General features: G+C 45.4%; 9 protein-coding genes. 7 read left to right on the top strand and 2 right to left on the bottom strand.

The window, feature by feature from the left end; genetic code table 11:
• Positions 1-29 precede the first annotated feature (29 nt).
• From tyrS to H065_RS0118985, 3 genes are all read left to right on the top strand, one after another.
• Complete coding sequence (gene tyrS / locus H065_RS0118975; RefSeq protein WP_017814663.1) at positions 30-1,286, top strand: tyrosine--tRNA ligase; 1,257 nt, start codon at positions 30-32, stop codon at positions 1,284-1,286.
• A 365-nt stretch (positions 1,287-1,651) separates the two neighbouring features.
• On the top strand, positions 1,652-3,904 hold the full coding sequence (locus H065_RS26385; RefSeq protein ID WP_017814664.1) for a methyl-accepting chemotaxis protein: 2,253 nt from the start codon (positions 1,652-1,654) through the stop codon (positions 3,902-3,904).
• Between the two features lie 227 nt (positions 3,905-4,131).
• Positions 4,132-6,147 (top strand): methyl-accepting chemotaxis protein, encoded by a 2,016-nt coding sequence (locus H065_RS0118985; protein ID WP_238557995.1) that lies wholly within the window; start codon positions 4,132-4,134, stop codon positions 6,145-6,147.
• Positions 6,148-6,309: 162 nt separating this feature from the next.
• Here H065_RS0118985 and rpsD read toward each other — a convergent pair whose 3' ends face one another.
• A complete protein-coding gene (rpsD, locus tag H065_RS0118990) occupies positions 6,310-6,909 on the bottom strand; it encodes a 30S ribosomal protein S4 (protein WP_017814666.1) in 600 nt (199 codons plus the stop codon).
• Between the two features lie 395 nt (positions 6,910-7,304).
• Between rpsD and H065_RS0118995 the strand changes: the two genes are divergently transcribed.
• From H065_RS0118995 to H065_RS0119010, 4 genes are all read left to right on the top strand, one after another.
• A complete protein-coding gene (locus tag H065_RS0118995) occupies positions 7,305-9,269 on the top strand; it encodes a sensor domain-containing diguanylate cyclase (protein ID WP_017814667.1) in 1,965 nt (654 codons plus the stop codon).
• Positions 9,270-9,423: 154 nt separating this feature from the next.
• Positions 9,424-10,539: an aminopeptidase gene (locus H065_RS0119000; RefSeq protein ID WP_017814668.1), complete on the top strand. Its 1,116-nt coding sequence runs from the start codon at positions 9,424-9,426 to the stop codon at positions 10,537-10,539.
• Positions 10,540-10,772: 233 nt separating this feature from the next.
• Positions 10,773-11,027, top strand: coding sequence for an HPr family phosphocarrier protein (locus H065_RS0119005; RefSeq protein ID WP_017814670.1), 255 nt, complete (start codon positions 10,773-10,775; stop codon positions 11,025-11,027).
• 250 nt (positions 11,028-11,277) lie between these two features.
• A complete protein-coding gene (locus tag H065_RS0119010) occupies positions 11,278-11,577 on the top strand; it encodes an Fpa/YlaN family protein (protein ID WP_017814671.1) in 300 nt (99 codons plus the stop codon).
• 228 nt (positions 11,578-11,805) lie between these two features.
• On the opposite strand, the gene cax is transcribed toward H065_RS0119010, so the two are convergent.
• A complete protein-coding gene (gene cax, locus H065_RS0119015) occupies positions 11,806-12,867 on the bottom strand; it encodes a calcium/proton exchanger (protein WP_017814672.1) in 1,062 nt (353 codons plus the stop codon).
• Between the last annotated feature and the right edge of the window lie 262 nt (positions 12,868-13,129).

Below are 13,129 nucleotides of genomic sequence, written 5' to 3' on the forward strand. Positions count from 1 at the left end.
AAAAGAGTTAATTTAAAGGAGCGATTATGATGGCAAAATGGGAAGAACTAACACCAGATCAGCAAGCTGAAGTGGAACGTCAGTTAAGCGTAATTCGGCGCGGAGTAACCGAGATTGTACCGGAGGATGAGCTGCGCCGCAAGATTATCAAATCGATTACAACCGGCAAACCATTGACCGTCAAGCTGGGTCTTGACCCTTCTGCACCGGATATTCATGTAGGCCATACGGTTGTACTGCAAAAGCTGCGCCAGTTCCAGGAGCTTGGTCATATGGTGCAGCTGATTATTGGTGATTTCACTGGCCGAATCGGTGATCCTACCGGTAAATCCGAAACCCGTAAACAGCTTACCGAAGAACAGGTTAAGCATAATGCAGAGACCTACCAGCAGCAGATTAACAAAATCCTTGACCCTGCCCAGACCAAAGTATATTTCAACTCGGAATGGCTGAGCCCGATGAATTTTGCAGAAGTGGTGAACCTGGCTGCCAAAGTAACGGTAGCACGCATGATGGAACGGGATGACTTTACCAAACGTTTCCAGGGTGGATTGCCGATCAGCATTCATGAATTTTTCTACCCGCTGATGCAGGGGATGGACTCGGTTGCACTCGAAAGTGATATCGAGCTGGGGGGTACGGATCAGAAGTTCAACTTGCTGATGGGTCGTACCTTGCAAAAAGAGTACGGCAAAGAGCAGCAGGTAGCGATCATGCTGCCATTGATTGAAGGCTTGGACGGCGTACAGAAGATGAGTAAAAGTCTGGGCAACTACATCGGTATTGATGAAGAGCCGAATGAGATCTACGGTAAAGCGATGAGTATCCCGGATGAGCTGATGGCGAAATACTACGAGCTGACTACAGACATTTCCAATGAAGATCTGGCTGCACTGCGCAAAGGCCTGGAAGATGGCAGTGTACACCCTCGTGATGCCAAAATGAATCTGGCTCATACTTATGTTCGCATGTACCATAACCAGGAAGCTGCAGAAGCTGCGAAAAACCATTTTGTTACCGTATTCCAGCAGCGTGCACTGCCGGATGATATTCAGGAAGTGACTCTGGAACAAAGTATACTCACAGACGGCAGTATCGGTCTGATCGACCTGATTAGCCATTTGGGCTTTGCTTCTTCGAAGAGTGAAGCAAGACGCAGCGTTCAGCAGGGTGCTGTCAAAATTAATGAACAGAAAATTGATGATGTGAACGCGATGATTACACCTGCAGACGGAGATATCGTACAGGTCGGCAAACGTAAATTTGCCAAACTGAAAACCAGCTAATAGTATAGAAGCATCTAATTGGGCCATCATTACCCAGGGCCAAATGGCATATAAGGCACACGCTTTTTTCACGGACCAACCGGTGAAAAGAGCGTGTGTTTTTGTATATAGAGATGAATAAAATCAATAGAAATCATCGCTATGGAAACGCATAAAGGAATATAAACTGCAATTTTTGTTCAAATACAATGGATGAGTATATTTTTTTCTTGGGTAAGTAGCTTGTAGAATTAGACACATCCTTAACACAAATATTGCTTGAACAATATTTGTGTGAATATAGTTCTAAAGTTATAGAAGCCTTCAGCCGATATATATAGATTGTGGGGTTTATTTGAATACATAATAGAGGAGACAGGATTATCGTGGGACGTTTTCAATTTAAAAGTATCCAGGCACGCACACTGGCAACATTATTGCCGATTGTGTTGATCGTACTGGTACTTATTAGTGTGCTTTCTTACCAATTTGCGAAGCAAAAGCTCAATGAAGAAATGAACAATACGGCGACCAGCAGTCTTAATGGAGTGACTGCCAGTATCAAGGAACAGATTACTAACAATTCGACGGTAGCTTCTTCACTGGCTGCTGCCGCCGGACAGACTCATGAAATAATGAATATGGACGATTATGCCCAGCTCACCGAACGCTGGACAATGCTGAGTGCCATGACCTACGGCAGCGGTATCTATTTTGCAGCAGATGCTTTTGATGATGGGGCCAAATACCACTCTGTCTATGCAGCACGCAAAGGAGACAATATTTCGTCTACTTTTGAATATGACGATCCGGCATATGATTATTTGAGTAAGCCATGGTACACAGGCACATTGGGTAATTTTGACCGGATCTATTACACCGAACCTTTTACCGATGAGAAAACAGGCACGACGATGATTACGGCGGGCAAAACGATTCGTAGTGCTACAGGTCAGGCTCTGGGAGTAGCAACATCCGATCTGAATATCAATAGTATCCGTGATTACATTAATAATATGGATATTGGAGCGGTTGGACATGCTTTACTGCTGGATCATAATGGAAATGTACTGGCCAGCAGCGAGACAGGGATTAAGGCAGGCGGTGCGTTTACCGGAGCAGAGAACGTTAATAAAGCAGCATTGGCTGCGGTGATGGCGCAAAATAAAGGGCAAGCTTCGATTCAGCTGGCAGGCCAGAGTTACACAATGTATTTCCAGACGCTGGAAGGAACCGGATGGAAGACAGGGATTATTTTATCCCAAGCTGAAATCCAGCAGCCTGCACGCGAGATGCTGAATACTCTGCTCATTATCGGCGGTATCAGTCTAATTGTACTGGCAGGAGCTATACTGTGGAATAATCTGGGCATGATTCGGGAGATCCGAAAAATGATGAATCTGAGCCGTAAAATGGCAGCTGGTGATTACTCTGAACGTCTGGAAGTCAATCGTCGCGATGAGTTTGGACAAATGGCTGTAGAATTCAATCATATTCTGGAATCTACAGGTACAGTTATTCGGCGATTGGATGAACAGTCTTCCCTGATCCAGAACACTGCAGCACATATGGTCGAGGATTCCAGACAGACTGCAGCAGATGCGCGGCATAATGTGGATGAGCTGGTAGATATGGAGCAGGGTTCTCTGACACAGCTGCAAGCTACGGATGAAAGTACTACAGCCATGGAAGAAATGGCAGCAGGTGTACAGCGGATTGCTGAGTCGGTACAAGAAGTAGCCAGTGCTGCACAGCAAATGGAACAGAAGACCGGAGAAGGCAATCATCAGCTGCATAAAGTGGTCAAGCAAATGGATTCGGCCAAGCTGGTAATGGATGAAGCCGGTAAAATGGCTGGCTCGCTCAATGAACGGGCCCAGCAAATCAGCAGTATTATCGATATGATCCAGGGCATTAACAAGCAGACAACACTGTTGGCTCTCAATGCTTCGATTGAAGCTGCACGTGCAGGAGAAGCAGGGCGCGGATTTGGGGTGGTCGCTTCCGAGATCAGTAATCTGGCAACCAGTGTAGGCGAGTCCACCAAAATGATTACCGCACAGATCGTAGCTATGCAGGAAGAAACGGCAGCTGTACTGATGGGAATGGAAAGTGGGGCTGTACGGGTAACTCGTGGACTCAGCTCGCTGGAAGATACCCGCCGAATGTTCGATTCGATCAAAGGAGATGTAGAGCAGATGTCTGCCGAGATCCAGGAAGTCTCTTCTGCTTCCGAAGAGATGTCTGCAGGTGCACAGCAGATTACAGCTTCACTCGAAAACCTGGCGGATATTGCCAAAAATACATCATCCAAAGCAGGTCAGGCTAACAAACGTTCTGTCGAGCAGCTATCTGCGCTTGATCGTCTCGAAGCTTCTGCACAGTCGCTTCATAGTATCTCGGATACCCTGAATGAGCTGATTGCACAATTTCAGACAGAACCTGTAGCTGAAATGACTCCGAAATCGGATGCCGGTCCATCTGATGAGCACGAACTTATCCATGTACATGATCTGCAGGAACATAAAGAAAGTACAGATTCTCAAACAGAAACAGATCCAAAAGAGAGTGAAGAAAGTAACGAGACCAGACAGGCAGAACAATCTACCACTGATACATCCAGCCCCCGGTCTGCTTAATATACTAAAGATAGCATTTCATTTATCCATACATGCAGGGAATAGAACATTGTTCTATTCCCTTTTTGTTATAGGGAAAATGGTATAGCTATGTATATTTAATGACCTTATGAGTTTGCTATATACAATTTATCCAAAAATGTCGATAAAAGGAGTTAGATAACCAACCTACCATGGAAAGGAAGAAGGATTTGACCAGATACCGATTCAAAAGCATCCAGGCAAGAATGATGTGGACTGTGATGCCTATTATATTCGTTGTCCTTTTGCTGATCAGTACAATCTCCTATGAGTTTGCCAAGCAAAAGCTGAACGAACAGATTAATAACAGTGTGAGTCACTCTTTGACCAATGTAGCCGACAATATTACAAATCAGCTATCCAGTCATTCGCTGCTTGTATCTTCATTTGCAAGTACAGCAGGGCAGCTTGGCTCGGACATTAATATTGCCAAATATACAGAAATTATTGAAAAAGACGTTAAGCAAAGTAGTATTACCTATGGAATGGGGATATTTTTTGCGGAAAATGCGTATGCGCCGGGTGTGAAATACCGCTCTACCTATGCACATCATGATGGACAGCAAATTACTTCTACGTCTGAATATGATGATCCGGCTTACGATTATCTGAATCAGGCTTGGTATACCGGTAGTGTGGCGGCCAAGCAGAATATGTATTATTCCGATCCTTATCTGGATACCAAACTCAATGTATCCATGATTACAGCAGGTCAGGCTATCTATAATGCCAATAATCAAATCATCGGTGTAGCTACGGGAGATCTGGATATGAGCAATATTCAGAATATCGTCAGCAAACTGAATGTGGGTATGGGCGGAGCCGCTGTTCTGATCGATCGCCAGGGGAATATTCTGGCAAGTGGCAGCACGACGATGAAAGCAGGAACTTCTATTTCTGATGCCGCTGGTAGTGCATTTGAACAGCAGATTCAGAGCAATGCTTCCGGCCAGATGAATCTTTCTCTTGGCGACGAAGATCAACAATTCCTGTTTGATACTATTGAACAGACAGGTTGGAAAATAGGTATTATGCTGCCTGAAGCACAGGTACAAAAACCGACCAATGATCTGCTGCTCCTACTCAGTATTATCAGCTTGATCGGGATTGTGATTATCCTTAGTACACTGTGGATGAATAACCGCAGCATGGTCAAAGAAGTCCGTAAAATTCGTCAGCTAAGTGATCAGATGGCACAGGGAGACTATTCGAACGAACTGACCAGTGATCGGCAGGATGAGTTCGGGCAAATGTCCGATGGGTTCCAGCGTGTATTACAATCGACATCTTCTGTGATCAGCCAACTGCGTCAAGAATCCAACACGGTACAGGAGACCGCTGGGCATCTGTCGGATGGAATGTCCCAGGCTGCTCGTGAAGCCCAGCAAAATGTGGAACAGATGGAGAAGGTAAAACATGGAGCGGAAGTCCAGATGGTTGCTGCATCGGAGAGTACTACAGCTATGGAAGAGATGGCTATCGGTATTCAGCGTGTTGCAGAATCGGTGCAGCAGGTATCCGAAGCTACCCAGGGGATTGATCACAAGACCCGTCAGGGTAATGCCAAGCTGGCTGAACTGAACCAGCAGATTCATACAGCCAAAAGTGCTTTGGATCAGGCAGGCGAGGTCGTAAACTCTCTGGATGAGCGGTCGATCCAGATCGGCGGTATTATTGATATTATCCAGGAGATTAGTGGACAGACCAAGCTGCTGGCACTTAATGCTTCGATTGAAGCTGCACGTGCAGGCGAGCATGGTAAAGGATTTGCTGTCGTGGCTTCCGAGATCAGTAAGCTGGCCGAAAATGTAAGTTCGTCTGCCGGACAGATTACTACTCAGGTAAGTGCTATGCAGACCGAGACACGTGCAGCGCTGCAAGGCATGCAGGAAGGCAGTATGCAGGTGAATGAAGGACTGCATGTTTTGGAGGAGATCGAAACAAGATTTATCGCCATCAGCCGTGATATTGAGCGTGTAGCGGATGAAGTACAGGAGGTATCGTCGGCTTCTGAACAAATGTCTGCCGGTTCGGAGGAAGTAAGCGCCTCGATTAGCCAGCTGGCTGATATCGCCAGAACCTCTTCGGCAGGTGCCACGAATGCATTGGAACGTTCTCGACTACAGCTCACTTCACTGGAAGAGCTTAATCAGTCTGCAGAATCACTGAATCAGGTATCCGATGGGCTGAACTCGGTTGTTTCCCAGTTCAAAGTACAGTAATATGAGGACGGTGCAGGTCACGCCTTTAGCTATGAGAAGGACTATGCATCAAGTAGCAATCAGGCAAAATGGATCTATAAAATACGATTTTCTTATTCGATACAATTGAAAAAAAGCATAAAAAAAACCGCCGGAGATTCCGGCGGTTTTTCGTCGTTAAGATTAACGGTTGTACCACTCAACGATTTGTCTTTCATCGATGTCTTGAGTCAGTTCAGAACGCTCAGGCAGACGGATGAATTTACCTTCTACTGCGCCTTCGTTGAACTCAACGTAAGCTACCAGATGAGTGCGATTTTCCAGAGCTTCTTTAACAGAAGTCAGGCCACGGCTTTTTTCACGAAGACCGATTACATCGCCTGGTTTTACGGAGTAAGAAGCGATATCTACTTTTTTACCGTTTACAGTCACGTGACCGTGAGCTACCAGCTGACGAGCACCTGGACGGCTGTTTGCGAAGCCGATACGGTAAACGAGGTTGTCCAGACGGCTTTCCAGCAGGAACATGAAGTTCTCACCAGCGATGCCTGGCAGTTTTTGTGCTCTTTCGAACAATGTAGCGAATTGTTTTTCACCCAGACCGTACATGAAACGCAGTTTTTGTTTTTCTTGCAACTGCATACCGTAGTTGCTCATTTTTCTGCGTTGGTTAGGACCGTGTTGTCCCGGAGGGAAAGGGCGTTTCAATTCTTTACCAGTGCCGCTCAGGGAAATACCTACGCGACGGCTTAATTTAAATTTAGGACCAGTGTAACGTGCCATTTATAGCAAGCTCCTTCGTAATTAAAGTATAGTTTTTGATAAAAATACGGGGCTTTGGGTCTTTGATTCAAGTTGCCGCTTATGATTTGTCGTGAGGCAGGATAGAAAACCACACTACTGACAGGAATGTTCAGCCGCAGTCTTGTCAGCAACCATAAGCGTGAGGGTGAAACAACGTTACGCCCAAATCAGAATCTATCCATTCTTCATCAAGAATAAATTATATCTTGAATATAAACATAAAGTCAATCATTTTCACGCAATAATCAGCGAGAATTTTTCTGTGTTAAGTGTTTGGAATTATACGTGCAATCCAGAGGGTCTGCTTGTAAAATGAAAATGATTCATAGTCTAAATTTACCGGCTGAATACGCCGAATTCATGAGGAGGATTTTATGCCAGATCATCTATGGAATTCGTCAGCACAGAGCTGGCGCGCTGAAGCCGGGCATACCTCCTACCCTGTGGTGCCTGTCACTGATGACGCGTTCTGGCTGCAAAAGGCAGATATCGGCGAATCCGATTTTTTGCATATTGAAGCATTACTTGAAGAATCTCTCAAAGACTGGTATGAGCAGAATCGGACGATTGACAAAGTCTGTCGTTCTGCCTGGTTCCTGCTGAACCATAAGCGTAAATATATAGGAGGAGTCGGCCTGAAGCCCGGTCAGGAGCTGCTAATCCAGCAGTCTATCAAGGATTGGCAGCGTTCTGCGACAACGGAAGAGTTATCTGTAGAAATGGCAGGGGTAATGACTATGCCGCTGTACACACGTACAAACGATACCTTGTTTGTGCTGCTTGGCTGCATTTCTTTAGAGGATCATCCGGTATCGGTCAGTGATCTGGAGATGCTGGGGATGCATTACCGGTCACTATTTTACAAGCGGTTTGAATATACGTTTGTTGCAGATATGCTGAGTTCCCAGACGGTAATTGAACGGGAGGCACAGCGCCGAACTGTATTGTTTCATATTATCCAGCGAATGTATGACAAGTTCGAGGTAGATGCGATCATTACCGAGATGTTCGCTATTGTAGATCAGATGTATCCGCTTGTTCAATTCGAGTTGCTGGTGTCCCAGGGAGATCAGAATCTGAATCCACGCGTTAAGCCGCTAGTCATGCAGTCTTCGCTGGATGATATGTGTTTACGCACATTTTCGACAGGAGAATTATCGGTGGCTGTTCATCCAGGCACAGACGGTGATTCCGATAGAATGGAAGCGGCGATTCCACTTATGGGCAAACAGGGCATTTATGGGGTCTTTCATATTATGTCGGATTACCCGCTGGAGGAAGAAGATCTGGAGCTGCTGGTGATTATCGCCGAAGCGGCAGGACGAACTTTTGAAAATGCAAGGCTGTATGAACAGTCCCAGCTGCTCAATGAGGATCTGCGGCTGATCAATAATATTACCCATCGGCTGAATCAGAGCCTGAAGCTGGAAGAAATATTTGAATTTGCTGTAGGCGAACTGCTGAAAGTATTCAAAGCCGAGCATGTGATTGTATTATATCTGAATCCAAAGTCAGATCGATTTGAAGTCGTTTCAGGTAATGTACCAGCTCTGGTAGGTGGATCGGTAGACAAAAATGAGGGCTATACCGGACTAATTTACCGGAATAGAGAGCCTATCATTATGTCCGATTACTGCAGTGTACCGGGAACGGAATCGATTTTCATGAGAGAGACGGGTTCCTGTTCGATGATTGCCTCACCACTGATGAGCAGCGGGGAAGTCATAGGTGCCATTTACCTGGGGCATCCGAAAAGTCATTATTTTTCCTATGACAATTTTAAATTGCTACAGGTCATTACTACACATATCGGATTGTCAGTAGCCAACGCTGCTCTTCATTCGGAGGTTCAGCGCATGGCCAGTCGAGATGCACTGACAGGATTGTATCAGCGCCGGTATCTGGATGATTCGATCAGCAATTATCAGAATGCGACCTATAGCGGATCACTGTTGATGGTAGACATTGATAAATTCAAAGTAGTAAATGATACGTATGGTCATCAGGTAGGTGATGAGATTCTCAAGCAGGTGAGTCGGATCATTCAGCGGCTGATTCGTGATGGAGATATTGCTGCCCGGTGGGGAGGCGAAGAATTGGCTGTTTATTTCCCGCAGGTCGATAAGAGCCGTGCTTATCACATTGCGGAACAGATCAGAGAGAGAGTGAGCACAGAGACAGAGCCCAAAGTCACTGTGTCCGGCGGAGTCTCCGACTGGAACTGGAAAGACAAAGATGTCAGCGTAGAGTCATTGTTCTACCGTGCAGATATGGCACTGTATCAGGCCAAAAATAGCGGACGCAATCAGATTCGAATGGATGCCGAAATGCGATCCTGATTACATTTGGATACAAAAGCAGCACAACAGGCGTACTCCTGTCCGGGGGCATTGTTGTGCTTTTTTGGTGACGACAAAAAACAGGTACGCATGGTACACTATTTTTTGAATAATTAACCGTTGTTCAAAAACATCACGAAAAGGGGACGATACAATGCAGGATCCTAGAATAAAAGTACTCGCCAGAAACCTCGTACAGTATTCCATCGACGTACAGCCAGGCGAAAATGTGCTAGTTGAAATGATTGGTACAGAGCGCGATCTGTTAAATGCAGTTATTCATGAAGTAGGTGCCAGAGGCGGTAATGTATTTGTACAGCTGACAGACCGCAAGGTACAGCGCGCCATGCTGATCAATGCAACCGAAGAGAGCCTGGCTGCATGGGCAGCACTGGATCTGGAACGGATGAAACAGATGCAGGGATACATCGGTATTCGTGCCGGCGACAATATCAACGATCTGGCTGATGTACCGGAAGAGAAAATCAAAATGTACAACCGTCTCTATCAGCATGTTGTACATAGTGAACAGCGCGTCAAGCATACCAAGTGGGTTGTGCTGCGTTATCCAAATGCAAGCATGGCTCAGCTGGCTGGTATGAGTACGGAAGCTTTTGAAGATTTCTACTTTGATGTATGTAACCTGGATTATGCCAAAATGGATAAAGCACAGGATGCGTTGCAGGCTCTTATGGAACGTACGGATAAAGTACGTCTGGTCGGCAAAGATACCGATCTTGCCTTTTCGATCAAAGATATCGGTGCCAAAAAATGCTCCGGTCAGCGTAATATTCCAGATGGTGAAGTATTCAGCGCACCTGTACGTGACTCGGTCAATGGTACGATCACTTACAATACGCCGACCGTATATAATGGCATTAGCTTTGAGCGTGTCACATTCCGTTTTGAAAACGGCAAAATTGTAGAAGCATCGAGCAATGATACCGAGAAGCTGAATAATATTCTGGATTCGGATGAAGGTGCACGTTATATCGGTGAATTCGCAATTGGCTTCAATCCGCATATCCTGCATCCGATGAATGATATCCTGTTCGACGAGAAAATCGCCGGTAGCTTCCACTTCACTCCTGGACAAGCGTATGAAGAGACCGATAATGGCAATCGCTCATCGATTCACTGGGATCTGGTATTTATCCAGCGTCCCGAATATGGCGGCGGCGAAATTTACTTTGACGATGTGCTAATTCGCAAAGATGGTATTTTTGTACTGCCAGAGCTGGAATCACTGAATCCCGAGAACCTGAAATAAGGCATATTGGTGGCTATTACAGTCTGTTCGCAAAATACTGTTATTCATAGCTTGATCAAATAGGCAAAAAGAGGTTATATATGGATAGGGCGCCTGATGGGCGACTTCACGATATAACCTCTTTTTCTCTGAAAACGGCCCTAAGAAAGAAGTTGCATAAGAAAGCGTATTCATTTATGATGTAAGGGAAAACGAGGTTTAGTGAAATTCAAAGCAAAATAGGAGGGTTTCTCATGGCAACCAGTAACACGAATAACGCAGCAGTAGTAGAGATTGCACAAACTGCCGGTCAGTACACTTCTTCAATCGTACTGCAGTATGAGACCAAGTTCATCGATGTCAAAAGTATCCTGGGACTGTTCACTACGCTGGTAGCCAACCACAACTACGAGCTTCACGTACACGGACCAGACGAAGAAGCAGCCAAGGCTGCGGTTATCGCTGCTTTTGAAAAGCATGGTCTGAGCGTCAAAGTTGCAGATAATTAAACCATTCAGAAATGCTGCCATCCTCGTGATGGCAGCATTTTTGTTGCTATAGTGTATATGTGCTGCTTTTTTACTGCCTGCACAGCATTAACATGCAGAAAATGGAAGGATTAATGAGCAGCAAGGATAGATATTTTAAATATAAGATATTTCCGCCCGATTTACAGGGAGGTTCTTGTATTGCCCTTCAATTTCGTCTAATATTAAGAATAGTAATGGCCGAGAGTTCTTGAACATGGGGGGGAAGAACATGACTTCATCTGATTTGCAAGAGCAGTTGAATATAAAAGCATTAAATCTTCTTCAGGAAGATGCACATAAAATTGAAAAGTTGATTGAAATCCAGATGGAGAATTTGGATACCCGTTACTGTCCTCTCTATGAGGAAGTGCTGGATACCCAGGTATACGGCTTTTCCAAAGAAGTGGATTTTGCTGTACGTGCTGGTCTGGTGTCGGATCCTGTAGGCAAGCAGCTCATCAGTAACTTGGAGCGCAACTTGTCCGTATTGTATGAAGCAATGAACAATAAGACACAGTCTGCAGAGTAGCAGACTTGAATGACATAGAAATGCCTGTACCTTGTAATTGAGGTACAGGCATTTTTTGCTGTAGAGCAAAGTGCATTTGCCAAACCGGAAGATCGAATGCCAATGGGGCGGTTGATTAGCAAAAGACCCTGTCCATAAACTGCACAAAGCAGCGGACAGGGTCGATAGGAGCATTCATTTATGAACAGAAGCGATATCTATAGCATAAATGGGGCTCTATTGTGTTGTCTAAACGAGATAGAAGGAAACGCCGAGAATAATATAAACAACCAGCAGTAGCGTACCTTCATACCAGTTGGTTGAACCATCCTGTATGATGGACTTGGCGATAAAGACAGACACCATAATAGCTACCAATTCCAGTGTAGTGAAGACGATATCCATAGTGTTGCCAAGGAAAAAGCTGACAAAGATCAATACGGGAGCCACAAATAGAGCAATTTGCAGGCTGCTGCCGACTGCGATTTCGACAGAAGCACCGATTTTGTTTTTCATGGCAAGCATAATCGCTGCACTGTGCTCGGCAGCATTACCGATAATTGCGACTACAAAGGCACCCACGAACAATTCACTGAATCCAAAGTCTTTGGTAAAAGTCTCAAGTGTACCGACCAGCCATTCACTGACAAAGGCCGTCATCACTGTAGCGATTACCAGATAGAGAATAGCTCTGCCTTTGCTCCAATCCGGTGATTCGTGCTCATTATCGCCTTCATTGGTGACATCCGCCAGATAAGTCTTGTGCGTGAACATCGAGAAGACCAACCAGGCGATATAAGCCAGAATAAGCAGTCCGGCGACGATCAGACTGAGCGTATCCACTTCGGTACTCGTAATGGAGTGAGTATTCAGGAATAGTGCCGGCACGAACAGTGCAATCACCGCAACGATCATTAGTGAGCCGTTCATCCCTGCGAGAGAAACGTTGAAGTTCTGTACTTTGAACTTGACCCCGCCGGCGAAAATACTCAGGCCGAGTACCAGCAGCAGGTTCCCGATAATGGAACCGGTCAGACTGGCTTTGACCATATCATACAGCCCTTCACGCAGCAGCATGATTGCGATGATCAGTTCTGCCGCATTACCGAAGGTTGCATTCAGGAATCCGCCCAGCCGCTGTCCGGCATAATGTGCTACATTCTCTGTCGCACGTCCGAGGAATCCTGCTACCAGTATGACGGCGATAGCCGATACGACAAACTGGAGAATCGGATTCAGATGGGCATAATGAGCGATTGCACTGAATACGAAGAAAATAACAAGCAGAATAGTAGAAAGATTCTTTTTCATTGCGCCACCTCACTTTTGAATAAATATATGTTTGATATTCTACATATGGTTGATGCTTCCGCACAGAATCAATGACAGGATGAAGAGTACGGCAGCAGTCTGCGAATGTACCGTACAGCGTGATCTTCCTATTCATTAACCAATCATCTGCCGCATTTGACCGGATCCTGTTATATTCGCACAGGTCAGGACATGGGAATCGCATCATACTAACTATGTAAATTCTTTAACAATATACCCAAATCTAATGAAAATGTAAACG

Source organism: Paenibacillus shenyangensis, assembly GCF_000346635.1.
Classification (GTDB): Bacteria; Bacillota; Bacilli; order Paenibacillales; family Paenibacillaceae; genus Saccharibacillus; species Saccharibacillus dauci.

What these genes read in the sequence shown, in the direction of transcription:
- H065_RS0118985 (WP_238557995.1), top strand. Translation starts at nt 4,132, where the DNA reads ATGATGTGGACTGTGATGCCTATTATATTCGTTGTCCTTTTGCTGATC.
- H065_RS0118995 (WP_017814667.1), top strand. Translation starts at nt 7,305, where the DNA reads ATGCCAGATCATCTATGGAATTCGTCAGCACAGAGCTGGCGCGCTGAA.
- cax (WP_017814672.1), bottom strand. Translation starts at nt 12,867, where the DNA reads ATGAAAAAGAATCTTTCTACTATTCTGCTTGTTATTTTCTTCGTATTC.
- H065_RS0119010 (WP_017814671.1), top strand. Translation starts at nt 11,278, where the DNA reads ATGACTTCATCTGATTTGCAAGAGCAGTTGAATATAAAAGCATTAAAT.
- H065_RS0119005 (WP_017814670.1), top strand. Translation starts at nt 10,773, where the DNA reads ATGGCAACCAGTAACACGAATAACGCAGCAGTAGTAGAGATTGCACAA.
- rpsD (WP_017814666.1), bottom strand. Translation starts at nt 6,909, where the DNA reads ATGGCACGTTACACTGGTCCTAAATTTAAATTAAGCCGTCGCGTAGGT.
- H065_RS0119000 (WP_017814668.1), top strand. Translation starts at nt 9,424, where the DNA reads ATGCAGGATCCTAGAATAAAAGTACTCGCCAGAAACCTCGTACAGTAT.
- tyrS (WP_017814663.1), top strand. Translation starts at nt 30, where the DNA reads ATGGCAAAATGGGAAGAACTAACACCAGATCAGCAAGCTGAAGTGGAA.